At 34.7% G+C, this 26,351-nt stretch carries 27 protein-coding genes and 1 riboswitch; of the genes, 23 read left to right on the forward strand and 4 right to left on the reverse strand.

Going from position 1 to position 26,351, the window contains the following annotated elements; all coding sequences use genetic code 11:
* Window positions 1-60: 60 nt before the first annotated feature.
* Window positions 61-768, reverse strand: a complete 708-nt coding sequence (gene deoD, locus AC3WVZ_RS06180; protein ID WP_000110703.1) for a purine-nucleoside phosphorylase — start codon at window positions 766-768, stop codon at window positions 61-63.
* 177 nt (window positions 769-945) lie between these two features.
* Between deoD and AC3WVZ_RS06185 the strand changes: the two genes are divergently transcribed.
* Entirely contained in the window at window positions 946-1,734 is a 789-nt protein-coding gene (locus tag AC3WVZ_RS06185; protein ID WP_000232610.1) for a DUF8832 domain-containing protein, read from the forward strand.
* Between the two features lie 4 nt (window positions 1,735-1,738).
* On the opposite strand, the gene mprF is transcribed toward AC3WVZ_RS06185, so the two are convergent.
* Window positions 1,739-4,318: a bifunctional lysylphosphatidylglycerol flippase/synthetase MprF gene (mprF, locus tag AC3WVZ_RS06190; protein WP_000010848.1), complete on the reverse strand. Its 2,580-nt coding sequence runs from the start codon at window positions 4,316-4,318 to the stop codon at window positions 1,739-1,741.
* Window positions 4,319-4,502: 184 nt separating this feature from the next.
* Here mprF and AC3WVZ_RS06195 point away from each other — a divergent pair, with 184 nt between their 5' ends.
* The 14 genes from AC3WVZ_RS06195 (at window position 4,503) to AC3WVZ_RS06260 (ending at window position 17,555) form a co-directional block, all read left to right on the forward strand.
* Window positions 4,503-4,892, forward strand: a complete 390-nt coding sequence (locus AC3WVZ_RS06195; RefSeq protein ID WP_000584367.1) for a hypothetical protein — start codon at window positions 4,503-4,505, stop codon at window positions 4,890-4,892.
* 22 nt (window positions 4,893-4,914) lie between these two features.
* Window positions 4,915-5,406: a YpuI family protein gene (locus AC3WVZ_RS06200; RefSeq protein ID WP_000064519.1), complete on the forward strand. Its 492-nt coding sequence runs from the start codon at window positions 4,915-4,917 to the stop codon at window positions 5,404-5,406.
* Between the two features lie 105 nt (window positions 5,407-5,511).
* The gene (locus tag AC3WVZ_RS06205) at window positions 5,512-6,426 is read left to right on the forward strand and encodes a superoxide dismutase (protein WP_001075741.1); all 915 of its coding nucleotides are present in this window, start codon (window positions 5,512-5,514) and stop codon (window positions 6,424-6,426) included.
* A 112-nt stretch (window positions 6,427-6,538) separates the two neighbouring features.
* Window positions 6,539-7,663 carry a D-alanyl-D-alanine carboxypeptidase DacB gene (dacB, locus tag AC3WVZ_RS06210; protein WP_001252638.1) on the forward strand — a complete coding sequence of 375 codons (1,125 nt, stop codon included), beginning with the start codon at window positions 6,539-6,541 and terminating at the stop codon, window positions 7,661-7,663.
* A complete protein-coding gene (spmA, locus tag AC3WVZ_RS06215) occupies window positions 7,656-8,252 on the forward strand; it encodes a spore maturation protein SpmA (protein WP_000247811.1) in 597 nt (198 codons plus the stop codon). Before dacB ends, spmA begins: the two co-directional genes overlap by 8 nt.
* A complete protein-coding gene (gene spmB / locus AC3WVZ_RS06220) occupies window positions 8,249-8,779 on the forward strand; it encodes a spore maturation protein SpmB (protein WP_000029514.1) in 531 nt (176 codons plus the stop codon). The genes spmA and spmB overlap by 4 nt, the downstream gene beginning before the upstream one ends.
* A gap of 289 nt (window positions 8,780-9,068) precedes the next feature.
* Entirely contained in the window at window positions 9,069-9,797 is a 729-nt protein-coding gene (gene rluB, locus AC3WVZ_RS06225; protein ID WP_000440556.1) for a 23S rRNA pseudouridine(2605) synthase RluB, read from the forward strand.
* A gap of 106 nt (window positions 9,798-9,903) precedes the next feature.
* Entirely contained in the window at window positions 9,904-10,425 is a 522-nt protein-coding gene (resA, locus tag AC3WVZ_RS06230; RefSeq protein WP_000742192.1) for a thiol-disulfide oxidoreductase ResA, read from the forward strand.
* A gap of 121 nt (window positions 10,426-10,546) precedes the next feature.
* On the forward strand, window positions 10,547-12,172 hold the full coding sequence (gene resB, locus AC3WVZ_RS06235; RefSeq protein ID WP_000910524.1) for a cytochrome c biogenesis protein ResB: 1,626 nt from the start codon (window positions 10,547-10,549) through the stop codon (window positions 12,170-12,172).
* Between the two features lie 14 nt (window positions 12,173-12,186).
* Window positions 12,187-13,344 (forward strand): cytochrome c biogenesis protein ResC, encoded by a 1,158-nt coding sequence (resC, locus tag AC3WVZ_RS06240; RefSeq protein ID WP_000250083.1) that lies wholly within the window; start codon window positions 12,187-12,189, stop codon window positions 13,342-13,344.
* A gap of 303 nt (window positions 13,345-13,647) precedes the next feature.
* Window positions 13,648-14,364 carry a DNA-binding response regulator ResD gene (gene resD / locus AC3WVZ_RS06245; protein WP_000426861.1) on the forward strand — a complete coding sequence of 239 codons (717 nt, stop codon included), beginning with the start codon at window positions 13,648-13,650 and terminating at the stop codon, window positions 14,362-14,364.
* The gene (gene resE / locus AC3WVZ_RS06250) at window positions 14,364-16,139 is read left to right on the forward strand and encodes a sensor histidine kinase ResE (protein ID WP_000964677.1); all 1,776 of its coding nucleotides are present in this window, start codon (window positions 14,364-14,366) and stop codon (window positions 16,137-16,139) included. The genes resD and resE overlap by 1 nt, the downstream gene beginning before the upstream one ends.
* Before the next feature lie 136 nt (window positions 16,140-16,275).
* Window positions 16,276-16,857 (forward strand): cob(I)yrinic acid a,c-diamide adenosyltransferase, encoded by a 582-nt coding sequence (locus AC3WVZ_RS06255; protein ID WP_233936198.1) that lies wholly within the window; start codon window positions 16,276-16,278, stop codon window positions 16,855-16,857.
* Between the two features lie 83 nt (window positions 16,858-16,940).
* Window positions 16,941-17,555: a peptidoglycan DD-metalloendopeptidase family protein gene (locus AC3WVZ_RS06260; protein ID WP_000866117.1), complete on the forward strand. Its 615-nt coding sequence runs from the start codon at window positions 16,941-16,943 to the stop codon at window positions 17,553-17,555.
* Window positions 17,556-17,719: 164 nt separating this feature from the next.
* Here the strand turns inward: AC3WVZ_RS06260 and AC3WVZ_RS06265 are convergent, their stop codons facing one another.
* On the reverse strand, window positions 17,720-18,406 hold the full coding sequence (locus tag AC3WVZ_RS06265) for a hypothetical protein (RefSeq protein WP_000710837.1): 687 nt from the start codon (window positions 18,404-18,406) through the stop codon (window positions 17,720-17,722).
* A gap of 248 nt (window positions 18,407-18,654) precedes the next feature.
* A riboswitch (FMN riboswitch) is annotated at window positions 18,655-18,794 on the forward strand.
* Between the two features lie 162 nt (window positions 18,795-18,956).
* Between AC3WVZ_RS06265 and AC3WVZ_RS06270 the strand changes: the two genes are divergently transcribed.
* Entirely contained in the window at window positions 18,957-19,535 is a 579-nt protein-coding gene (locus AC3WVZ_RS06270) for an ECF transporter S component (RefSeq protein ID WP_233936200.1), read from the forward strand.
* A gap of 121 nt (window positions 19,536-19,656) precedes the next feature.
* On the opposite strand, the gene AC3WVZ_RS06275 is transcribed toward AC3WVZ_RS06270, so the two are convergent.
* Window positions 19,657-19,905, reverse strand: coding sequence for a ferredoxin (locus AC3WVZ_RS06275; protein ID WP_001151993.1), 249 nt, complete (start codon window positions 19,903-19,905; stop codon window positions 19,657-19,659).
* Between the two features lie 298 nt (window positions 19,906-20,203).
* Between AC3WVZ_RS06275 and AC3WVZ_RS06280 the strand changes: the two genes are divergently transcribed.
* The 7 genes from AC3WVZ_RS06280 to AC3WVZ_RS06310 all read left to right on the forward strand — a co-directional run bounded on the left by AC3WVZ_RS06280 (window position 20,204) and on the right by AC3WVZ_RS06310 (window position 26,253).
* Window positions 20,204-21,265 carry a YpbB family protein gene (locus AC3WVZ_RS06280; protein WP_001167004.1) on the forward strand — a complete coding sequence of 354 codons (1,062 nt, stop codon included), beginning with the start codon at window positions 20,204-20,206 and terminating at the stop codon, window positions 21,263-21,265.
* Window positions 21,255-22,784: an ATP-dependent DNA helicase RecQ gene (gene recQ / locus AC3WVZ_RS06285; RefSeq protein ID WP_000762973.1), complete on the forward strand. Its 1,530-nt coding sequence runs from the start codon at window positions 21,255-21,257 to the stop codon at window positions 22,782-22,784. The genes AC3WVZ_RS06280 and recQ overlap by 11 nt, the downstream gene beginning before the upstream one ends.
* A complete protein-coding gene (locus AC3WVZ_RS06290) occupies window positions 22,784-23,347 on the forward strand; it encodes a CPBP family intramembrane glutamic endopeptidase (protein ID WP_001025780.1) in 564 nt (187 codons plus the stop codon). Before recQ ends, AC3WVZ_RS06290 begins: the two co-directional genes overlap by 1 nt.
* A 22-nt stretch (window positions 23,348-23,369) precedes the next feature.
* Entirely contained in the window at window positions 23,370-23,849 is a 480-nt protein-coding gene (locus tag AC3WVZ_RS06295; RefSeq protein ID WP_001231553.1) for a LysM peptidoglycan-binding domain-containing protein, read from the forward strand.
* Between the two features lie 66 nt (window positions 23,850-23,915).
* Window positions 23,916-24,692, forward strand: a complete 777-nt coding sequence (locus tag AC3WVZ_RS06300; RefSeq protein ID WP_000637791.1) for a metallophosphoesterase — start codon at window positions 23,916-23,918, stop codon at window positions 24,690-24,692.
* Window positions 24,692-25,567 carry a MerR family transcriptional regulator gene (locus AC3WVZ_RS06305; RefSeq protein WP_001142719.1) on the forward strand — a complete coding sequence of 292 codons (876 nt, stop codon included), beginning with the start codon at window positions 24,692-24,694 and terminating at the stop codon, window positions 25,565-25,567. The genes AC3WVZ_RS06300 and AC3WVZ_RS06305 overlap by 1 nt, the downstream gene beginning before the upstream one ends.
* A 77-nt stretch (window positions 25,568-25,644) precedes the next feature.
* Window positions 25,645-26,253, forward strand: coding sequence for a genetic competence negative regulator (locus AC3WVZ_RS06310; protein WP_001235402.1), 609 nt, complete (start codon window positions 25,645-25,647; stop codon window positions 26,251-26,253).
* Window positions 26,254-26,351: the final 98 nt, after the last annotated feature.

Raw genomic sequence — 26,351 nt, forward strand, 5'->3', positions numbered from 1 at the left:
TTATTTATAAAAAGTCACATAAAAAGAACTCGCCAGACGTATGACAAGTTCTTTAGTGTATTATTGTTGAATTGCTGCATCTAAAGCGATTTCAATCATTTCGTTAAATGTAGTTTGACGCTCTTCAGATGTTGTTTCTTCGCCAGTGAAGATGTGATCGCTAACTGTTAATACAGATAATGCATTTACACCGTATTTCGCTGCTAATGTGTAAAGAGCAGTTGTTTCCATTTCTACTGCTAATACACCGTAATCTCCAAGTTTTTTAACTATGTCCATGCTTTCACGATAAAACACATCTGCTGTTAAAACGTTACCGACACGAACGTGTAATCCTTTTTCAGTTCCAGCATCATAAGCTTTCTTTAAAAGGTCAAAGTTTGCAGCTGGTGCAAAATCAAATCCTGGGAATGTTAAACGGTTCATATTAGAATCAGTACAAGCCGTCATTGCGATAATAACATCACGAACTTTTACATCTTTTTGAATTGCACCGCAAGTTCCAACGCGAATTAAATTTTTAACTCCGTAGCTTTGGATTAATTCGTTTACATAAATAGAAATAGAAGGAACACCCATACCTGTACCTTGAACAGATACACGTTTTCCTTTATAAGTTCCAGTGAAACCTAACATACCACGCACATTATTATAGCAAGTAACGTCCTCTAGAAATGTTTCAGCGATATATTTTGCACGTAATGGATCACCAGGTAATAGAATAGATTCAGCGATTTCGCCTTGTTTTGCTTCGATATGTACACTCATAAAAAAGTCCTCCTTATAATGTATTGATAGAAATCAATATCATTTGCATTATACACTACGAATCCTTTCAATTAAAATCTTTTTATTATTTGTAATATGTGCAAAATAGGAGGATTTCATAAATCATAATCTAGAATATATATCTTAAGAAGTTTTGTATGAATAGAGACAATAAAAATGGTAGGTGATGTTTTGAAAAATCTTGTCATTGGGCTTATTGCGTTAGTACTTATTGTGGCAGGAGGATTTTACATAAAAAAATATCAAGAAAACGAAGAGACTGTAGGAGATGTTCAGGAAGTAAAGTGGGATGTTTCAAATGGAAAGGGAAATGAGAAAGTAGATATTGTATTTCAGTTGTTAAACAACAAGAATAATGAAATTCGTGGTGTAAATGATCAAATGCGGGCAGTGATTGTAGATGGACAGTTAAAAAACATACAACAAATTAAACCCACATTTGCAGGGAACGGGTCATATAAGTTATCTTCCAAAATAGCAAAAGACGAAGAATATACAATATTTTTATACGAAGACAAAAATAAGTCCGTAGAGTCATTCGCTAGGAAGAATTTTGGTAGAACGAAAGAGGAGAACAATAAGAAAAAAGTGAAATTTCCAATCGACAGTGTACTTACAAAAAAAATAGGAGAGTATGAAGTTTCTCTTTTATTTGGCGCATTACATCCGAATGAACCAGTTACGTTAACATTTCAGTTTCAAGCGAAAAAGGGTGAAAAATTGAAATTGCATTCAGAGAGAGGAGAAGTAGAGTCACTCTATATAGTGGATGAAACGAAGGAGAATTTTTTATACGCTATGCCTGTAGATACGGATGAGCAATTACAATACCGAATTACATTTCCTGCCGAGGGCACGTATAAAATGTGGGGGAATTTCTATATAAATGGTAAGAAGTATGAAAAAGAATTTATTGTACAAGTTCAAAAAAGAAAAAACAGCTAAGAATTTAGCTGTTTTTTCTTTTTCCTATTAATTTTGTTACAGAGAGCATTGTAATTGGTAAAGAATGATTCTTCCTAAATGCTAAATATTTACCGCTCCATGCTGGTTTATATTTTTCTTTAAAATGTCGTAATCCGCTGAAACTATACGTATAACGAACGTTATTAAAGATTGCAGCAGCCACTCGTTCAGACCAGAAAGACTGTGTGGATAAACCAACATTTGAAAGTGGTGCCATACCGATATTAAAGGAGTGGTATTCATTTTCTTTTGCCCACTGGAATAAGTGGATGAAAATTGCGTCCATAATGCCGCTAGGCGCATCTGGATAATATCGCATTAAATCGACAGATAATGATCCGTTTTGATATACAGGCATGAATGTTGTGAATGCAATAATTTTTCCATCCGCATCAGATAATGTTGCGATAGGAGCGCGACTAATATATTCACGATCGAAGTATCCGAGTGAAAAACCTTTCTCTTTTTTTCCACCAAGCCATGCATCTGAAACTTTTCTTAACTCTTCATATAATTCGTCGGAGAAAGGTGGCTCATGAATAGAGAATGTATAGCCTTCTCTTTCAAAACGGTTGAAAGTAGCTCGCATGCCAGCGCGTTTCTTTCCTGTTATTGTAAAGGTATTTAAATCAACAACAGCTTCTTCACCAAGCTTAAAGAAGTTATAACCAAAATCGTGGTATAAACTCATCCATTTACTTTCAATTTGATAGAATACACAAATGTATCCAAATCGATCAGCCTCAGCTAAAAACTCTTGCAATACAGTACGATAGGAGGAAGGGTCCCCAATTGGATCACCCAGTACAATAAGTCGTTTTCCAGTTATCGAGAAGAGAATGAGTGCTTTTCCATCACTACTGAAAAAGAACTGTTTATCTCCTAAAAAACCTAAATGACTAAGTACATTTCCACCATGTTCATCTAAGAAGTTTTGTAATCGTTTATCATTAGCTGGTTGCCCGGGAAATTCATTTCGATAACGATTTGCAATGAGTGAACCAATTAGTAAAAAAGTAGGAACAAAAAAGGCAGCTGCTAATGCACTTCGTTTTACTTGTGTAATATTACGAACGACAAAATCAGGTTTGAAAGCTTCTTTTGCACCTGCAAATAAAATACCTAAGTTTTTATATAAATATAACGTTACAAGTAGGAATATAAAAACTTTTACGATATCGGAAAGTGAGACTTCCATTTTCTCACGTACAAACCTTTTACGAAGCATATACAATACAGCGAGTACGATTAATAAAATAAAAGTTTCTTCAACATCAATTCCTTTTAGTGTGTTAAAAATAGCCGCTCCAATTAAAGATACAATCGTCATATAATAAGAACGTTTTGTTCCGTAATATATCCCCCGCGAAAGAATGAGGAGGAGAATACCGAATGTTAGCGATAAGCTAAAAGAAAATTGAATAAGATGTTTTGGAGCTAGAATATGTAAGGCGTGTGCCCGATTTATACTTGTCGGTAGAATGGTTGATAAAATAACCATTAAGCCAGCAAATACTGTTAAAGCAGCAGATGCCCAAGAACCTAACTTTCCTAGAAAGTCACGCTGCAAAGTCCATATAACACCAGTTGTCTCTAATGCAGGCGCAATAAAAGGTTTATCTTCAAACTTTTTAATGGCTACTCCTGTCATTTCAAAAGCTGCAAAAATGAGACCAAGGCAGAAGGGCAAGATGTAATAGACGAGACGATATAATAACATAGCAGGGAGTAAAACACCTGTATCGATGCCGTATTGCCCAAGCCCAGTTAAGAAGACAAGATCAAATGATCCAAGGCCACCAGGAACAAGACTAACGACACCAGCTAAAGCAGCAATAACATATACGCCTAAAAACTTTTGGAATTCGATTTCAATGCCAAATAATAGTAATATGACGTACATAACAATACCAGCAGATACCCATTCGACTAATGAAACTAATGAGTATAAAACAGTTGGGTTTTTCTCCTCTTCTTCTTGTTCCTCTGTTTGCGTCGCTTTTCTATTTTTTAATTTAGAAAATCCGATATATATAGGGACGAAAAGAGCGAAGAAGATAAGAACAGGCCATAGCCATGGTTTTTCATGCAAAATAAATCTCGTGTCTAATATTCCGATAAGACCAAGAAATGAAAGAATGGCTAATCCATTAATAAAGGCAGTTGTCATCCAAGCGATACTTTTAATAAGTTTTCCATTTTCTTTTATATATGGACGATAAAGCATTGTGCGTACGCCGGCTCCAACAAGACCACCAAACCCGATAAATCCATTTAAAGTATTAGCAATCCACGAGATACGGAAAATCTTTTGGACAGGAATGTCAGCTTTTAAGTAACGAAGCATAACATAGTCATAAAAGAACATTGTTGATACAGCGAATGCACCAAGTGTAATTGCTAAAAAGACTCCTCCAGTTGGAATGTTTTTAATTGTATCAATCGCTTCTAAAAAAGAAATGCCCGCTAATTCTTTTTTTGCTTGAAAGAATACAATTGTTAATACAACAAATGGGAAGATAATTTTCCCGATTTGTAAGAAACGTTTCCATGAAAACGACATAAATACAACTCTCCTTGTATAAGAAAACTGAGACAATAATATTATTATGACAAACTTCAAGAAAAATAAAAAGGTAATTTCCTGTATAGGGGAGCTATTTTTTATATAGGTATATTTAAAAGAATATTTTGTTTATCAGAAAATTAAGTTAGAATAAGGTGAAAGAAGGTTGAGGGGGGAGTATATGATTATAAAAGGTTACGTAGGATATGAGTTAGAAAAAGAGAAACCTAATACATCAGAAGATTTTTTTAACAGATCTGAAGTGACATATATATTAAATGGTAAAGAGAAAACTTTTTCGGTTTTATACGTTCGATATTTTGAAGAAGTTTTACAAGAAATTACTCCTTTTGAAGGAAATCCAGTGTATAAAGTAGAAGAACAAAACATATATTTGCGCGATATTGTAGCGATATGTTGTTTAATGAAAGATAAGGAGCTTCGTGCGCAAAAACGTTTGTATTTAAATAATATGGAAGAATTTCAACAATATTTTGATGAGGGAACGGTGTCGAAAGTACAAGAAATATTGGCTGAATTACATAAAAATAAAAGAGTAGAAATAGCGTGAAATGGCAAAGGAGAGAGAAAAAATGTCTAATTTTATGGTTGAAAATCAAACAGAACAAGTTTCTATATTTTTAGAAGATGCTATTAATTTAATAACCAATTATGTAAATTATCATACGTTACCTTCTTTATTAGAGGAAACACCAGCAGGGAATGAGCGATATTATAAAGGGTTATTAGCATCAATGAGACGACTTCTCGTTTTTTGCGAAGAAGGACAGGATGCATGTTTTGTTTTGTTGAATAGCCAGCCATTTCGAAAAACAGCAGCTGAAAAAATTTTATATAAGATTTACCATCAAGTAATTGCAGAGTTTTTTTCACCGAAGAGTGATCATTGGTATGAAAATAGTCGGTCTGCATATACAGGGAAAAATTCTATCGTTTTTCAACAAACACCACCTGCATCTTTAGAGCAAGTGATGAAGAGTTTAGAAGGTAAATTTCAATTGATGCGTGAAGAACTAGAATATTATGAGACGGATTATCAGACAAAGATGTTACACAAATATTGATTGAGGAAAAGAAGCTAAGGTGACTTAGCTTCTTTTCCTTTTGTACAGTTATATAAGGGATTTTCATTGAATATAGTTAAGTGGATAGCATTAGGGAGGTGCAACATGAATCAGCAAGGTGTATTTACAGATTACTTTCATGAAGTAGAAAATTGGTGTGAAAGTGTTCTTCACGTATTAGATAGTCGCGCAATGGAAGTGTATGATGTCCATATGCTTGCTTATAAAATTCAGACGTTATTAGAGCGTATGAAAGAGCATGAGTATGAAACAGATGCAGAGTTTATGTATGAAATAAGCGATGATGTAGAACATATTCAGCATCACTTGCAGGAAGTATTTATGCAAGAAGAAGAGGAATATGAATTATATGAAAGAGGGGATAGTGAACGAGCTGTCCCAATTGGAGGACATACACTCCCGCCATTACCTTATCCATATAATGCGTTAGAACCGTATATTTCTAAAGAAATTATGATGTTACATCATGATAAACATCATCGGAGTTACGTGGAAGGATTAAATAAAGCAGAGAAGATGATGGAAGAAGCGAGAAAAACAAATAAATTTGATTTAATTAAGCATTGGGAAAGGGAAGCGGCTTTTCATGGGTCAGGTCATTACTTACACACGATATTTTGGAATAACATGAAAAAAGACGGTGGTGGAAGTCCAAGAGGAACTTTTTCACAACAAATTGAACAAGATTTTGGGAGCTTTTTACGTTTCCAAAAACATTTTACAGAAGCAGCCTCTAAAGTAGAAGGTTCAGGCTGGGCAATTCTCGTTTGGGTACCCCGGTCTGGAAGGTTAGAAATTTTGCAAAGTACACTTCATCAATTATTTACACAATGGGATACGATACCGCTCCTTGTACTAGATGTCTGGGAACATGCGTATTATTTACAATACCAAAATCGAAAAGATGAATATATTAAAAACTGGTGGAATGTTGTAAATTGGCCTGATGTAGAAAAAAGGTTTGAAACTGCGAAACAAATTGAATGGACACCATATTAGACGCAAATTCTCTGCGTCTTTTTTAATGGAAGTAGAAGGAAGATTTCGTTCATATTTTAAAAGGCCAAGCATACACTTGTACAAAAAGTGCCAAAAGGACGTGGGGGGAAATATGAGACGAATTTGTGTAATCATTACGCTTCTTATGATGTATGCAAGCGTTATGCCGATTCCTACATATGCAAAGATGAACAGCAATGTTAGTGCTCGAAATGCTGTATTAATGGAGCAACAGTCTGGTCGTGTATTATACGGAAAGGCAGAACATGAGCCTCAAAAAATTGCTAGTATAACAAAAATTATGACCGCCTTATTAGCTGCTGAATCAGGGAAGATGAAAGAAATGGTATCAGTTAGTAATGAAGCGGTGAGGGTGGAAGGATCGGCAATCTATTTAAAGCCTGGACAAAAAGTGAAGTTAGAAGATTTAGTATACGGACTCATGCTTAGATCTGGTAATGACGCAGCGCAAGTAATTGCTGAAAGTGTGGGTGGGAGTATAGATGGATTCGTATATTTAATGAATCAAAAAGCGAAAGAAATTGGAATGAAAGATACGCACTTCTCAAACCCTCATGGCTTAGATGGAGATGGATCACATTATTCGTCGGCTTACGATATGGCATTATTAACGAAATATGCAATGGGAAACGAGACATTTAAGAAAATCTTTGGAACCAAAACATATAAATCAGATTCTTGGGATTACCCGTGGAAAAATAAACATAAGCTGGTAACGTCTTATTATGAATTTGCAACAGGGGGAAAAACAGGCTTTACGAAGAAAGCTGGGCGAACGCTTGTTACAACGGCATCAAAAGGTGGACTAGATTTAATTGTCGTAACTTTGAGTGCCTCTAGTGATTGGGATGATCATATGAATTTGTTTGATAAAGGTTTTGACCGTTTCAAACAAACGAAAGTTTTAGGACAAGGAGCAATTGCTGAAATAAATGAAAAGAAGTATGCCAACCATGTTTATACGAAAAATAGTTTTTCGGTACCGTTAACTGAAGAAGAAAAAAAGAACGTAGTATTAAAAGTTGAACTCGATAAAAGTACAAAACTTACGGATGGAGTAAAGGTTGGAAAGACAGACATTTATGTTGGTAATGAAAAAGTTGGAGAACGGAATTTATTTTATAGTAAACGAAAGTTAGTAGCTACAACGGGACTTTACTGGAATAATGTGAAAGAAATTTTTTCTTACATGATAGGTGTTGGGAACGATGGTTAATCTCGTATGGGTAGCGATGGCTGTCATTGGGATTGTATACGCCATGATAAATGGAACGATGGAAGAAGTGAATAAAGCTGTATTTGACGGAGCAAAAGATGCGGTAACGATTTGTATAGGACTTATTAGTGTTTTAGTATTTTGGCTCGGTTTAATGAAAATTGCAGAGGAAGCCGGATTGTTAAAAAAATTAGTTACACTTTTTATGCCGATAGTAAAAAGGTTGTTTCCAGAAATACCAAAGGATCATCCGTCTATGGGATTTATTCTATCAAATATGATGGCAAACTTTTTTGGTCTAGGTAATGCAGCGACCCCTCTTGGTATTAAAGCGATGGAACAACTGAAAGAGTTAAATGGAGGAAAGGATTCGGCGAGCCGTTCTATGGTGACGTTTCTAGCATTAAATACATCAGCTATTACATTAATTCCTACGACAGTCATTTCCATTCGAATGACGTATGAATCAGCGAATCCTACTGAAATTGTTGGGGTAACATTTATTGCACAAGTACTTTCTATGATTGGAGCAATTTGGATTGACCGCTATTTTTACCGAAGAAGGAGTAGAAAGGGGCGGAAAAAATGAGCATTGTAAATACAATTTCCTTATGGGTAATCCCTTGTGTAATTGGTTTTATCCTTTTATATGGCACAATAAAGAAAGTGCCGACGTATGAATCGTTCGTTGAGGGAGGAAAAGAAGGGATTCAAATTGCAATTTCCATCTTACCGTTTATGGTTGGAATGCTTGTGTCTATTTCTATATTCCGGTCTTCAGGTGCGTTAGATGCAATGATATCGGTAATGAAGCCAATGTTAGATTTGATCCATGTTCCAGCAGAAATTGTACCCTTAGCACTTATACGCCCTATTTCAGGCTCTGCTGGTTTAAGTATTACGACCGATTTAATTGCAACATATGGGCCAGATTCGTTTATTGGGAGATTGGCTTCTACGATGCAAGGGAGCACAGATACGACTTTCTATATTTTAACTGTATATTTTGGAGCGGTTGGGATTAGAAAAATGGGGGATGCACTAAAAGTAGGACTTTTTGCAGATTTAATCGGGATTATATGCTCAATTGTGTTCGTTTCTTTATTGTTTCAGTAATACTATTCATTTTTTACGCTATTTCGCTTATAATACGTATACGACCACTATTAAGGTGTAGCTTAATAGTGGTTTTTTTATGTGGTATTTTTGACAAAATGATGAACTTTTATTGTGAGAAATATGAAAAATATGGACAATAATAAAGGGTAAAAACATGATTTGACCTTTATATGTTTATTATCATCGCTATGTTGTTTAAGTAAGATGAAGCGAATAGCCGTAAAGCGTATGCGGTTGCCAAGTCTTTCTAATGTAAGGTAAGATAAATTCGAGGTGAAAAAAAGAAATGGAACGATTACAAAAAGTGATTGCGCAAGCAGGTATTGCATCGAGAAGAAAGGCTGAGGAATTAATTCAGCAAGGAAAAGTGAAAGTTAATGGAAAAATAGTGAAAGAGTTAGGGACAAAAGTAACTCCTCAAGATAAAGTAGAAGTAAATAATATCCCTCTTGAAAAAGAAGAACCTGTTTATTTTTTACTATATAAACCAACTGGCGTAATTTCAAGTGTATCAGACGATAAAGGAAGAAGTGTTGTAACGGACTTTTTCCCGGAAATTACACAACGTTTATTCCCAATCGGACGCTTAGATTATGATACGTCTGGCGTATTATTAATGACAAACGATGGGGACTTCGCAAACGTATTAATGCATCCTAGATATAAAGTTGAAAAAACATATGTTGCAAAAATAAAAGGGCCATTAACAGGTGAGAAAATTCGCATGTTAGAACGCGGTGTTACGTTAGAAGATGGTAAAACAGCACCAGCACGTGTGAAAATTATTTCTTGGGACAAGCGTAAAGAGATGGCTATTGTACAATTAACAATTCATGAAGGACGTAATCGTCAAGTACGTCGTATGTTTGAAGCGTTAGACTGTAAAGTAGTGAAATTAAAACGTGAACGTTATGCTTTCTTAGAAGTAGGAAGCCTGCGACCTGGTGATGCGAGAGAATTGACACCACATGAGGTGAAACAATTACGCGCGCTTGCTTCTACAAAGCCAAGATAAGCTATAGAGTTAAAAATTCACCAGTGGAGTGCTCTGCTGGTGATTTATTCAATACAACATTTACAGAAGATAATACATAACATTTACCGAGGAGAGGAGAGGTAATATGAAGAAAAATCGCTTATTATTTCGCGTTATTATTCTACTCATTTTATGTGGTGCTGTAGGATTTACCCTTTATCAAGGATTCTTTGCTAATAAAGAGAAAATGCAAATCGGAAAAGAAGCACCTAACTTTATTGTGACGGATTTAGAAGGAAAGAAAATTGAACTAAAAGATTTAAAGGGAAAAGGTGTATTTTTAAACTTTTGGGGCACGTGGTGTAAACCTTGTGAAAAAGAAATGCCTTATATGAATGAATTATATCCAAAGTATAAAGAAAAAGGCGTTGAAATCATAGCGTTAGATGCAGATGAAACGGATATTGCAGTAAAGAACTTTGTGAACCAATATGGTTTGAAATTCCCAGTTGCCATTGATAAAGGACAAAAGATTATAGGAACATATGGAGTAGGTCCTTTACCGACAAGCTTTTTGATTGATAAAGATGGAAAAGTAGTGGAGCAAATTATAGGGGAACAAACGAAAGAACAGTTAGAAGGGTATTTAAAGAAAATTACTCCGTAATAAAGAAAGCCTTTACATAAGGGGTGCGTGTTTATAGTGCCTCTGGTTTAAAAATTCTGAGTATTGCGGTAACTTGAGGTTAGAATATACAATAGTACATATAGATACAGGGGCGGTGAGAGTGTTGAAAGAAATTAAATGTGAATGTGGACATGTTAATCCGATAGGAACCGTTTTTTGTGAAGCTTGCGGGAAACCATTTGAAAGCAATGAAAATGCAAAACTATTGGATATGCGCTATGAGGGGAGTGCACGGAGATCTCTCACGCAGACAAAAACGATAGTCGATAAAATTTGGAGCTTTTTCTCTTCTGTAAAAGTAGGTGTATGGCTAATCGTAATAACTTTAGCTGCATCAGCGATAGGAACTATATTTCCGCAAGAAATGTACATAACTCCAGGTATTGCACCAGCTGAATATTATAAACAAGAATATGGATTTTTAGGACAATTATACTATCAATTAGGGTTTAATAATTTATACGGTTCATGGTGGTATATGATTTTGATTGCTTCTATCGGTATTTCACTTGTGATATGTAGTTTAGACCGCGTTATTCCACTTTATAAAGCTTTAAAAAAGCAAGGCGTAAAAAGACATCCTAGTTTTTTAAAGAGACAGAGATTATATGGGACTGGTACACCGCAAGAAGGTGACCTGGAAAGAGTGCAAGAGAATTTAAAGAAAAGAAACTATAACGTGAAAGTGGAAGACGGAAACGTTTTAGCAGAAAAGGGACGCTTCTCGCGTTGGGGTCCATATGTAAATCATATCGGTCTTATTATCTTTTTATTCGGTGCGATGCTTCGTTTTTTACCGAGTATGTACGTAGACGAAGCACTTTGGTTACGTGACGGTGAAACGAAAGAAATACCAGGGACGGATGGACAATACTACTTAAAAAACGAGAAATTTATAAAAGAAGTTTATGATAAAAGTAAGGACAAGGAAGTTTTTGATGAAGCGATTGATCGTGTAGGCGATAAAATGATTGCGAAAAACTTCCAAACGAATGCCGTATTATATAAAGCAGTAGGAGAAAATATAGCAGGACAAAAACCGAAATTAGAAAAAGTAAAAGAAGCGGAAATTCGAGTGAATGAACCACTGAAATTTGATCAATTTGCAGTGTATCAAGTTTCTTATAAAGAAAGTGAATTTAAAAGTATGTCCTTTAACTTGCAAAATAAAGAAAATAATCAAAAGTGGGGACCAATTAAAGTAGATTTAACGAATCCTAAGGAAAAATATGATTTAGGAAATGGTTATTCTCTAGAACTATTAAGCTATTTTCCTGATTTTTATTTTGATGAGAATGGAAAACCAAATACAAAAACGAAATTACCAAACAATCCTGCATTTGTATTTAAAATGTTTACACCTGAAACACCAGATGGTGAAGTGAGTTTTGTTGGTATTCAGCAAAATATAGAACCAGATGGAAACAACAAATATAAAATGTCGTTTGCAGGTGTTGAAATGCAAAATGCCACAGCACTTACTGTAAGAAAAGATTTAACGCTTTGGATTCTCGGCATTGGAGGATTTATATTTATGGTTGGTGTCATTCAAGGTATGTATTGGAATCATCGCCGTATTTGGATACAACGTGTTAATGATGAATGGTGGATTGCAGGGCATACAAATAAAAATTGGTTCGGTTTAAAGAAAGATATTGAAAGAGTACTAGAAGGTACAGCAATTCCACAGCCAAATGATAAAGTAATTGATAAAAAAATTAGTTAAGGTGGGGAAACGATATGGTGCAAATAAGTAGTAACTTTCTCTTTACCGCATTTATTTTATATTTAATTGCCACTCTATTTTTCGGGGGAGCAATTAAAGAAAAGGGTCATAAATGGGCAAATGTAGGAATAACGATTACAATTTTAGGGTTTATTGCACAAACAGTATATTTTGTTACAAGGTGGATTGCATCAGGACATGCGCCAGTTAGTAACTTTTTTGAATTTGGTACATTTTTCGGTATGATGCTTGTAGGAGCATTTATTGTCATGTATTTTATGTACCGTGTAAGCATAATCGGACTATTTGCATTACCAGTTGCGCTTTTATTAATTGCCTATGCAAGTATGTTTCCGAGGGAAATATCTCCGCTTATTCCATCTTTAAAAAGTAATTGGTTACATATTCACGTGACGACGGCAGCAGCAGGACAAGCCATTTTAGCGATTAGTTTTATTACAGGTGTTATGTATTTATTGAAAAATGTAGATCAATCGACGAGAAGTAAACGTACATTTTGGCTAGAGACGGTAGTATTTACACTTGTTTGTACAGTTGGATTTATTGGAGTAACAACGGTATTTTCTAGTATGAAATATGAAGCGAAGTTTCAATGGATTGATAAAAATGAACAACAAGTGGAAATGAAATACAATCTTCCGGCTTTAGTTGGACCGCACGAAGGGAAGTTACTGACAGAAAATAAATTAGAACCGGCAGTTGAAGTTCCAGCGATTGTAAATGCGAAAAAATTAAATACTGTTATTTGGTCAGTGTTAGTTGGAACATTACTGTATATTGTATTAAGACTTGTTTTACGGAAGCGAGTATCGGCGGCACTTCAGCCGTTAGTAAAGAATACGAATAGTGATTTACTAGATGAAATCGGATATCGATCTATTGCAATTGGATTCCCAGTGTTCACATTAGGTGCATTAATTTTTGCGATGATTTGGGCACAAATAGCGTGGACACGTTTTTGGGGCTGGGATCCAAAAGAGGTTTGGGCACTTATCACTTGGCTCTTTTATGCGGCAGTATTACATTTACGCCTATCAAAAGGATGGCATGGAGAGAAGTCAGCTTGGCTTGCAGTAATTGGTTTTGCAATCATTATGTTTAACTTTATTGTAGTAAACTTAATTATTGCCGGTTTACATTCATATGCATAGAGAAATAAAATAGGGGAGTGCATGTCACTTTCCTATTTTATTTTTGTCAACTTTTCTTCTTTTTTGAGAAAAACATGACAAAGTAGCGGTTGATTTTGTAAAATGATGTCGAGGACATTATATGCTGTTCAAAAAAAATACATAGTTTTGGAAAAAAATTGAACAAAATTTATTATTCTTGTGAAGCATAATATGGGAAGTGAAACATTTAGAAGATTGCTTAAATAAACGAGAATAGCGCAACATAATAGTTAAAGAAGGGTAGGTGTGAACCGCTGAGGTGAGAGTGCGCAGCGGGTAGAGATGGAAAATGAATCAAGAATTTTAATTGTAGATGATGAGGATCGTATTCGTCGTTTATTGAAAATGTACTTAGAAAGAGAACAATATACGATTGAAGAAGCAGATAATGGTGATACAGCTTTAGAAATGGCGTTGCAAAATGATTACGATTTAATCTTATTAGATCTTATGATGCCTGGTAAAGATGGCATTGAAGTATGTAAAGGGGTTCGTGAGAAGAAAGCGACACCAATTATTATGCTGACAGCAAAAGGTGAAGAAGTAAATAGAGTACAAGGATTTGAAGTTGGAACAGATGATTATATTGTAAAGCCATTTAGTCCACGTGAGGTCGTACTACGTGTGAAAGCGGTATTACGTCGTGCTGTACCAACAACATTCTTTACACAAGATACAACGACAAAAGATGTTACTGTATTCCCGCACTTAACAATTGATAACGATGCACACCGTGTTACTGCAGATGGTAATGAAGTAAACTTAACGCCGAAAGAATATGAGTTACTATTATTTTTAGCGAAAGCTCCTGATAAAGTATTCGATCGTGAGCAACTGTTAAAAGAAGTATGGCAATATGAATTCTTCGGAGATTTACGTACAGTTGATACACATGTAAAGCGTTTACGTGAGAAGTTAAGCAAAAAATCACCAGATGCAGCGAAAATGATCGTTACTGTTTGGGGTGTAGGTTACAAATTTGAGGTTGTGAACGACTGATGCTTTGGAGAAGTGTAGTAGGGAAGTTATGGATGACCATATTACTTCTCGTTTCGTTTGTTCTTGGATTTGTTGCGATTTTACTTTCACAGTTTTTTAGAACGTATTATGTTGATATGAGTGAAGCTAGGCTTCAAAAAGTTGCAACAAGTGTTTCAGAGTTAATTGAAGAAGGTGCCGATGTAAAAACGATTGAGAATATCGCTTACAAATTCTCTGACCCACTTTCAAGGATTATTATTGTAGAAGATGGTAAAGAAATCTCTTCTTCACCGAAACAAGAAGGGTTAGTCACTCTTACAATGGATGACTTAAAAGAAGATAAAGAATTAGCGGCTGTGTTTACAGACAAAAAAGAAATTAAGAATAATATTAGAAAAGCGTCTAATAGTAGGAAGAATAAAAACACCGAAAATGATATTATGATCGTCGGAAAACCAGTGCAATCAAAAAATCAAAGTGCAGTGTTCGTATATGAATCTTTACAAGTACCGATACAAGGTATGGAAAGAACAACTGATTTTATTTTCTTATCGGCTGGAATTGCGATTATATTAACAACTTTCTTTGCGTTCTTCTTATCTACTCGGATTACAGCACCGCTTCGTAAAATGCGTGAGGTTGCTTTTGAAGTGTCACGTGGGAAGTTTGATGCAAAGGCTCCTATGGTATCTCAGGATGAGATTGGTGAGCTTGCAACGGCCTTAAATCAAATGGGAAAACAGTTGAAGTTTAATATGAACGCCTTGCAACAAGAAAAAGAGCAGTTAGCAAGTATTTTGAGTAGTATGGCAGATGGGGTTATTACGTTAAATCAAGAAGGTGAAGTCGTTGTAATCAATCCGCCGGCCGAACATTTCTTACAAGTTTGGCAAGAAGAAAAAGAGATAGAGCTCAGTAAAAAACTACCTTCTGAACTTGTGGAATTATTCCATCTCGTTGTAGAAAGCGAACAACAACAAGTTGTTGAAATTAATTTACAAAAAGGAAACTATGTAGTTCTTATGACGCCGCTTTACAATCAAACGAAAATTCGTGGAGCTGTAGCAGTGCTGCGAGATATGACGGAAGAGCGTCGTCTTGAAAAGATGCGTCAAGATTTTATTGCGAATGTATCACATGAACTTCGTACACCAATGGTCATGCTGCAAGGGTATAGTGAAGCGATTTTAGATGATATTGTGCAAACGAAAGAGGAAATAGATGAGTTTGTTCAAATTATTTATGATGAATCTGTTCGTTTAGGTAAACTTGTAAATGAATTGTTAGATTTAGCTCGTATGGAAAGCGGTCATGTAGAGTTACATATTGGTGAAGTGGATATACATCCGTTTGTTGAAAAAATTGGTCGTAAATTCCAAGGGATTGCAAAGGATAAAGAGGTCGCGTTAACGGTTGATTTCAAAGGTCCAATTGAACAATACCCGTTTGATGCAGATCGTATGGAACAAGTATTGACGAATTTAATTGATAACGCAATACGTCATACGAATGCAGGCGGACATGTAACGCTTGTAATTGATACGAAAAATAACGGTCTTATTTTTGAAGTACAAGATTCGGGTGCAGGCATTCCAGAAGAAGATATTCCATTTTTATTTGATCGTTTCTATAAAGCTGATAAAGCAAGAACACGTGGGAAAAAGGGTGGAACAGGACTCGGGCTTGCGATTGCGAAAAATATTGTTCAAGGCCATGATGGTAAAATTTCTGTATCAAGTGTTGTTGGAGAAGGAACTACATTCTCTGTATATTTACCGAATCGTATAATTTAGATATGCGTTTTTAAAGTTGATAATGAATAAAGTTCTGCTGTTTTTTATTTTTTTGTAAACTCAATTAAATAAAGAATGGTAGAACTTTTTTCTATGTTGCTCGAATAAAGAATAATAAGAGAGGTGCTGTGAAGAAATGAACTTATATACAAAAACAGGAGATAAAGGAACGACAAGTGTAATAGGTGGCAGGGTTGATAAAGATGATATCCGTGTGGAAGCGTATGGAACAATAGACGAGGCAAATTCTCATATTGGATATGCAATGACTAAGCTTCAAGGCGGGGCTTTTATAGATATTTACAATGAGCTCGAAAATATTCAACATGAACTATTTGATTGCGGAGGAGACTTGGCAATAGTGGAACAAAAAATTCCTTATAAAGTGACAATTGTGATGGTTGAAAGTTTAGAAAGAAAGATTGATTTATATATAGAAGAAGCCCCGCCACTAGAACGCTTTATTTTGCCAGGTGGTAGCGAGGCAGCGGCTACTATTCATATTGCACGTACTGTTGTAAGGAGAGCAGAACGCTCTATAGTATCATTGCAAAAAGAAGTGAAAATAAATGAAGTTGTATTAAAGTATGTAAATAGATTATCTGATTATTTGTTTGCGATAGCTCGAGTAATAAATGCCCGATTACAAGTGAAAGATGTGGAGTATAACCGTAGTGCATTAGTTTTTCGTGATAAGAAAGAGAAGGAAGTGGAGTAATTCACTTTCTTTTTTGTATACTTTTTTCTGTAATATACCAAAATAGAGAAGGTATGGTGGTAATTAGAAAACGGAGGATGTATATGAAAGTTTTAAAATGCGGTGTCATGTTATTGAGTATACTGTTTGTATCTCAATTACATGTTTATGCAGAAGAAAATCGATGGACATGGCCTGTTGAAGGTCAGATAAGTGATTATTTTGGGACAAGGCATGGAAAACACTATGGTATTGATGTAGCTGCGCCGATTGGAACGCCTGTGGCAGCTATCCAAGATGGTAAGGTAACGAGGTCTTATTATTCAAGTAGTTATGGAAATGTTGTATTTATTAAACACGGAGAATATGAGGCTGTATATGCACATTTAAATAAGAGATATGTGGATCAAGGAGATTATATTTCCAAAGGAGAAAAAATTGGAGAAGTAGGGAACACGGGAGAATCGCGAGGTGCGCACTTACATCTAGAACTTCATCAAGGAAGATGGACGATGGCGAAAAAGAATGCGATGAACCCATTGCTTGTTTTAAGTGAACAAAGAAATGAAGTTGTTTCTTCGTCATTATATGTCGTACAAAAAGGGGATACTTTAGTTAGTATTGCACGGAAATTTAGTATGACACTTAAGGAAATTAAAGAAAAAAATGGATTGCAGCAAGAGCTAATTTATCCTAATCAACAATTATATGTTAAGTAAAGGAAACGCTTCAAAAATTAAACTTTGAACAAATTTATGTTCTTCTTAAATAAGATTCAATGTAAATGAAATTATATGGGCGCTTTTGCTAGAACTATTGAGTGAATCAGAGCATCTATATCTAAAAGAAAACCGTCCCAAAATTTATTTTGGGACGGCTTCTTTTACCAAAAAATAAAGACACATATAAATCCAGAAATAGCTAAATAGCTATATAAGTAAAAAACTTTTGTTCTTGTTTTCTCTTTTGTTCGAAACAGTACGATAGTCGGTTCAATTAAACCGATTGTCAAACAAAGTAGGCCAAGAAGCATACAACCAATCGAGATAGAATACAGGGCGATTTGTGGTGCTTGAAATGGAATCATCCATTTTAATAAAAATGCAATAAGTGCAGTGTAACAAATACTACCGATGTATTTATTCAGTGGTGTATTAGAACGAAAACCAGGAAGTTTTTTTAAGAAAGAGCGGGAAACAACTTCTGTTTGTAAAGATGTATGCTCTTCAATAATTTTTTGAGCTTCTTTTCCTTTTTGAAAAAGAGATAAGATCCAATTTCGCTCACCCTGAAAAATAAATTGAGAAGTTGTCAAATAGTGATCAATCTTCACTTTATTCCAACTCTTCCACGGATGACGCTCACACAATTTTAATTTACTTTCTGTTTTTTTATCATACTGATAAATACTGATGCCATCTTCATCGAAAGTAGCATAGTATGTCTCGTTTGAGAATGTGCCTAAATCAATTGGGCAGTAGAAAAGTAATTCTTTTTTTAAGTAAAAGTATTCTTTTCTTAAGTTTTTTTTCATTGCTTCTCGAATAGAATGTCTCTTGTCTTTTTTCATGACATTTCCTCCATAACTCAGAAAATGTTCTTATCTTAACAATTCAATATCTTATCACTTTTAATTATATATGACTAGGTAATTCAAAAGAGAAATGCCGAATAATAAAAAATATGGATTGTATTGTAAAATATCTCGCAATTTATTTGTTGTTACGAAAAATAAATAACTAATTTTAAATAAGTTACAATTTTTTAGTTCACAATGTTATGAGGTTGTTGTATAATGAAGGGGAAAATAGAATATCGGTCTATCTTCGGGGCAGGGTGAAAATCCCGACCGGCGGTGATGAACTATTTATGATTTTGTTCTAAGCCCGCGAGCCGTTAAGGCAGGATTTGGTGTGATTCCAAAGCCGACAGTATAGTCTGGATGGGAGAAGATGGAGGTTCAAGCGTTCAAAAAAGATATGGATTTGAACGTCTGTTTGGTGTGCCTTAAATTCTCCCTTTGTGTAAAACACAAAGGGTTTTTTCGTTCTATGAAAAAATAGGCATAGCAGAACCTTTCCACTTTCCATGAGATGATCGATGGAAAAGGAGAGAGAAAGATGAAACAAAAAAACAGTGTAGTGCAGATGGTGAGTGTAGCGATGCTAAGTAGTATTGCATATTTACTAATGATGTTGGATTTCCCGTTCCCAGGGCTTCCGCCATTTTTGAAAATTGATTTTAGTGATGTACCAGCTCTAATTGCGGCAATTATCTTTGGACCAGTAGCAGGAGTGATTGTAGAGGTGATAAAGAACATTTTACATTACGGGATTCAAGGAAGTTTAACGGGAGTACCAGTTGGAGAAATTGCAAACTTTATTGCAGGATGTTTATTTATTGGGCCAGCAGCTTTCTTATTTAGAAAGTATCGTACTGTGAAGAGTTTAACTACAGGATTAATGCTAGGGACAATTACAATGGCACTTATTATGAGTGTATTAAACTACATCATCATATTCCCGGCGTACACTTGGTTTTTAAATTCACCAGCTATGTCTAGCGAAGCTATAAAAACAACGGTTGTAACGGCAATCTTACCATTTAATTTAATTAAAGGGATTGTTGTAACAATTGTATTTGTAGCATTATTCTCACGCCTGAAAGTATGGGTGTTTGCAAAAATGAAAAATGCATAATATATACTAAAACCATTAGTAGTGTGAAACTACTAATGGTTTTTTATTAAGGAAAATAAAATTTAGATACAAAAAACGCCCCTCATCAATAGGAGGGGCGTTTTTTGAAGTTAATAAAAGACTATTCGAATTTTAAAGCGTCTCCGTCGAATGATTCGTCAGCAACTTTAATTGAGTCAGTTGGACAGCCTTCGAATGCATCCATCATATCTTCAATTAATACATCTGGAATTTCAACGATACCTTGGTTATCATCTAATGTTACAAATGCAATACCTTCATCATCATAGTCATAAATGTCTGGTGCAGCAGCGCCACAAGCACCACATGCAATACAAGTATCTTTATCAACGATTGTATATTTTGCCATCTTTTTTCCCTCCTGATAATATGTATGTGAAAAGCTCGCCATAAAAATTATAACCTTATTGTAAAACGGTTTGTAAAACTTTTCAACATAAAATTATAATGATAATGCTTATCAATTAGAGTGTCAACTTATTTTTGAATTATGTCATAAGATTTTCAAAATACGTAAATATGATTTCGTTTGATACAATAGAATATATACAAGTATATAGTTCTTATATGATAAGTTTAATGAGCGACAGTAGATAGTGTAATTGTACTGAAAAGAATGAAGTTAAGATTGGAAGGTGGAAGCGGTCATGCAAATACAATATACTTTGTTGCATTGTTTAAAACAATTGAATGGTGAAAGAACCGTTTCTTCTATTTATTATTTACTAAAGGGCAAACGTTCTTCGCAAACTTTACAAGATGGAAATATGTTCCGAATTTCTTTTTTGTTCGGAATATATAAATCATTAAATAGAAATGACTATGATGGTGAAGTTGCAAAGTTGTTGCAAGCGGATTTTATTCAAGAAATACATGAAAATACATATGTGTTAACACCTACGGGTAAAATGCAGTTACATAAATGGGAGGAAGTTTATGCTTTTCCGGCGCATTTGCATGGTTTACATTATGGTGAATTAGGTGAAACATTTTGGAAAAGATTATCATTAATTATTCAAACCATATCAAATTTACAACAGAATAATACGAGATTTATTCCAATTCAGCAAGATACAGAAATAATGATGTGGGTGAAACGTTTTCTAACAGGAAGGCCATATAAGAGAAGTGAGTTGGCGAGAAAACTATGGACGGAAGTACATAATCTTTTAGAAAAGAGTAATGCGATAGAAGCGACGATTGTAACATATCGATTAACGGGTTATGAACGCATTGGTTGTACATTGCAACAATTAGCAGAAATTACGAAACAAGATATATTCAGGGTGTATTTTTTATTTTGGGGTACAATACATTTCTTTATACAAGAAGTTCGTGATAAAGAAAATGAATTTCCACTATTAGCTGAAATTATATCTTATCCAAATGAGAGAGCTGAATTATTTAGTTTATCCACGAAAAAAACATATAATTTTTGGAGACAAGGACGTTCTTTAGAAGAAATAGCGACGATTCGGAATTTAAAGGTTGCAACGATAGAAGATCATTTTGTTGAAATTGCTTTGCGAGAAAAAGATTTTTCTATTGAAATGTTTATGGAAAAAGAAAAGATAGACAAAGTAATAAAAGTAATTGAAGCATTGCAAACGCGGAAGTTACGTGTTTTGAAACAAGCGGTTGGAGAAGATATCTCTTATTTTGAAGTTCGTCTTGTATTAGCGCGGATGGAGGGTGTAAATGAAACTTGAAGAATATTTATATAAGTGGTTTGGATATTCTGAATTTCGTCCAGGTCAAAAAGGAGTAATTACAGATTTATTAGAAGGAAAAGATGTGATAGCAATGCTTCCGACTGGAAGAGGGAAATCTATGTGCTATCAGTTTCCGGGGCTTATGCGAGAAGGAACAGTGCTTGTTGTATCACCGTTATTATCTTTAATGGAAGATCAAGTGACACAATTAAAGTATGTTGTGAAAAACCGAGTGATAGCATTTAATAGTTTTCGGACATTAAATGAAAAAAGAGAAGCGATGAAAAAATTATCTTCATATAAATTTATTTTTGTTTCACCAGAGATGTTGCAGTCGGAGTTATTAATTAGGGAATTGAAGAAAATTCATATTTCATTATTTGTTGTTGATGAGGCTCATTGTATTTCTCAATGGGGTTATGATTTTAGACCGGACTATAAAAAACTAAATGTAGTTATTGAAAATATTGGTTCTCCTACAGTATTAGCATTGACAGCCACAGCGACAAAAGGGGTACTGCAGGATATCGCAGATAGTTTAAATTTAAAGGGTGCCGCGGAACATGTATACTCTATTGATCGTCCTAATATTGCAATGGATGTGCAATTTGTAGAGACGATAGAAGAAAAGAAAGAGGCGCTTTTAGAGCAGGTGATGTATTTACAAGGGCCGGGGATTGTATATTGCTCAAGTAGAGCGTGGACAGAAAGGTTAACGGAATACTTGAGAGGGAAAGGTGTTACTGGTGTAGCTTTTTATCATGGTGGTATGGAACATGAAGAGCGTATGTTAATTCAACAGCAGTTTATGAACGATCAATTGCAACTTGTAATATGCACAAGTGCATTTGGTATGGGGGTAAATAAGGCGAATACGCGATATATTATTCATTTTCATTATCCAACTAATATAGCCTCTTACTTACAAGAAATCGGAAGAGCTGGAAGAGATGGCGAACCGAGTATAGCTATTTTATTATGTAGTCCGTTGGATCATGATTTACCAATTTCAATCATTGAGGATGAATTGCCAAGTAAGTCACAAATAAAATTTTTATTTTCTTTACTACAAGAAAGAATATTTCAAACGAAGGAATTACCAATAGAAGATGTAGAAGAAATTTGTTATAATGCAGCAAGATTTAATGAGCAATATTGGCGTTTCGTTCGTTATCATCTCGAACAGGTTGGAATTATACAACAACGAAGATTATTATTAGAAGGTTTGTCAGATGAAATCATGAACCGATTAATAGCTGAAGTAGAAATAAGGTTGCGTAATAAATATAGTGAGCTAGAAAATATGAAGTCATGGATACAAGTTAAAGGGTGTAGACGTGAATATGTGCTGCAACAGTTCGGTTATAGGAAAGAGCAAGAGTTAATTAATTGCTGCGATTATTGCGGTATTACCAAAGAAGATTATAAAAAAAGACGAGCGCAACAATCGGATTTCGACTATAATTGGGAAACAGAGTTACAAAAGCTTTTCGGCCTAGAAAAGATGGAGGAATGATGAACATTCAAAGGCATAATGTTGAAGATATGAGTCCGCAGGAAATAAGGCTGAATCTATATATAACACAGTTAATTATTATCGGTATTGGCTGTTTACTGGCATATATATTATTTCAAGATGTAAAAGAAGTCTTTAATTTATGGAAATGGGAACCAGTATCTATACTTATTATAGGTGGTTTGTTAGCGATTGGTATTGTGTTATTAGATTATGTTGCAATGCGAGTGTTTCCGGAGTCATGGTTTGATGATGGTGGTATTAACGATAAGATGTTTCGAGGAATGTCCGTTCTACACTTACTCGTTATTACGTTCTTGATTGGTTTTGCAGAAGAATTTTTATTTAGAGGTGTAGTACAGACTCATTTTGGAATTGTAATTGCGAGCTTCGTATTTGCAGTGTTACATATTCGTTATATAACAAAGCCATTTTTATTTTGTTTCGTCTGTTTTATTAGTTTTGTCTTTGGTTATGTATTTGAATGGACAGGAAATTTGTTTATAACAATCTTTGCACACTTTCTTGTTGATTTTATAATGGGACTCCAATTAAGAAAATAAATGGAAGGTGGTGGTGAACAACATGAGGAAACGAATTCCTGATTTTGAAGAGGAATTAGAAGTTGAGCGAGTGGAAGAAAAAGAAAGTTTACCGCCGCGTAGTGAAATTCATAGAAATAAAGAGAAAAAACAAAAGTTTAAAATAAATCACATTTTCGTCCGGGTTTTAACATTTCTATTCATTCTTCTGCCGATTAGTATTTTGTGGTACACGGATAAATATATTCAGGTGAAGGGTGATAGTAATAATGCTGGAAAAAGTGCGTTTGAAGTAATCTTCTTTGATTCAGCTAAATCTGAGTCGCAGAAACATTCTGAAAAAGTAATAACGCATACTGTGAAAGAGGGAGAAACTTTAGAAAGTATAGCGAAGCAATATTTTTCAGATGGAAATGGAATTGAAGTAATTAAAAAGTATAATAACTTGCAGGAAGATGAAGTGAGTGCAGGTCAAGAATTAAAAATTCCGATAAAAGATAAGTCCACAAAGCAAGAAAGCTAGCGAGTTAAGCGATCACAGTTTGTTATAAAAGCCTAGGATTATCTTTATGAGGAGGGAGTCAAAAATATGATATGGATTATATTATTCAGTACTCTCATAGGCATGGGGATTTTATTACTTTTTGTGATGTATAAAGAAGCGATGCGTAATACGGTGTTGGAACATACTTTAGTATTTAAAGAATTTCCGAAAAGTTTTCAAAAAGTAAATGTGTTTTTTATTTCTGATATTCATAGAAGGGTCATTTCGAATTTGTTAATTGAACAAGTAAAAGGAAAAGTAGATCTCGTAATTATCGGAGGAGATTTAGCAGAGAAAGGTGTCTCTTTATCAAAAATCTCTGCGAATATTCAAAAGTTAAGAGAGATAGGTCCTGTATATTTTGTGTGGGGAAACAATGATTATGAGATAGAATATCATGAATTAGATGCGTTATTATTAGAAAATAACGTAAAAGTTTTAGATAATACAAGAGTGGTATTTGAGTCTGAATTAGGAGAGAAAATTTGTTTGCTCGGTATAGATGATGTTGGATTGCACCGTGATCGTCTAGATTTGGCATTGGCGGATTGTAAAGAAGATGGTTTTCGTATCCTAGTTAGTCACAACCCTGATATAATAAAAAAAATGTCTGGAAATGAACAGATTTCACTTGTGTTAAGTGGACATACGCATGGAGGACAAATCCGATTATTCCCATCTAAAAAATATTTAAAAGGTGGCGTATATAACCATTTGAATACGATTCTCTTTGTTAGTAATGGGTATGGAACAACATTGATACCACTTCGTTTCCGAGCACCTGCTCAAACACATATCATTACATTGTGCGGAGGGAAATGATGCCAACTCTTAGTGGGAAATATAATATAAAAGCCGTTTCGAATATAATTGGAGTTCAGCCGAGTACGCTTCGTGCATGGGAAAGACGATATCAAATTATTGCCCCAAAGCGGAATCAAGCTGGGCATCGCTTATATACAGAAGAGCATATTCAAATTTTAAAATGGTTAATGGAAAAAGTTTCTTCCGGTATGATGATTGGACAAGCAGTTCAGTTATTAGAAGAGAATCGTTTGCAGAGTACAGTTCAAAAAGAGATACATTTCGATAAAGAAGTTGTTTTAGTGGACGATTTGCTACAAGCTTTGTTAAAATTTGATGAAATTACAATTGCTGCATTATTAAACGAAGCTTTTAGTATATATTCAACAGAAAAGGTTGTTGCCAGTATCGTTCTTCGAGTGACAGACAAATTATTAACGTCAAAAAATAATAATGAGATTTCAATGGTGCAATTTCAATATGCACTATCATTTTTACAAACGCGTCTAGGGATGGTGTATCACAATGCCTCAATGTTTTCCTCTTTACACAAAGTTATTGTGTTAGAAAAGGATGCATTGAAAGGATTTATTTTTTCAACTTATTTACGCTTAAAAGGATATGAGGCGATATATATTAGGACAAGCTTAGCTGAAGATGGTATGTTATCAGCGGTAGAGGAAATACAGCCGAAATATGTATTTATATCTTTTGCTGACGAACAAGAAATGAAAAAGACGATGAACTTTATAAATTTATTACAAGAAAAAAGGGAATCTCTTTCTGTTGGATTTATCGGAAATCTAGGCGTTCTAAACCAGTTGGACATTGAAACAATCTTAATTGGTGATACGAAAGAAGAATGGGATGGATGGTTAAAAATGTCGGAATAGTTGTTCGAAAAGAACCATCTATTTTCTATTTCATATAATAAAAATTAGATGCATTGGTTACGTAGGGAGGGTATGAGATGAGGCTGGAACGATTAAATTACAATAAGATAAAAATTTTTCTAACATTTGATGATTTATCTGAACGAGGATTAACGAAAGAAGATTTATGGAGAAATGCACCGAAAGTACAGCAATTATTTCGTGATATGATGCAAGAAGCAAATAAGGAATTAGGGTTTGAAGCAGATGGTCCGATTGCAGTTGAAGTGTTTTCTCTACAAGCACAAGGGATGGTTGTAATTGTAACGAAAGAAAATCAAGAAATGGATACAGATGATGAGTTCCGTGACGAGTTTATTGAAATGCAAGTGACTCTAGATGAAAGTGAGCATATATTATATGAGTTTGCTACGCTAGATGACGTAATTAACCTGTCGAATCGCTTATATAACCTTGGTGTAACTGGCGGAAAGCTATATACGTGGGATGAGCGCTTCTATCTTTGGGTGGAAGAAGAGGAACAAATTCAATTGTTAAAGGCGGATTTTATAGCTATTTTAGCGGAATACGGTAATCCGTCTACAGCAACCATTTATCGCATCATGGAGTACGGTAAAGAATTAATGGATGTTAACGCGATAGAACAAATACACAATTACTTTGTGAAAAAACAAAACCTCAGCTAATACAACATAGCTGAGGTTTTGTTTTTATTTGGAGAAGGGAAGGGATGATTGTAAATACTCGAACATACTTTTTGGAAATAAAATATGCAGTTTTATGG

Source organism: Bacillus sp. CPT56D-587-MTF, from assembly GCF_058792335.1.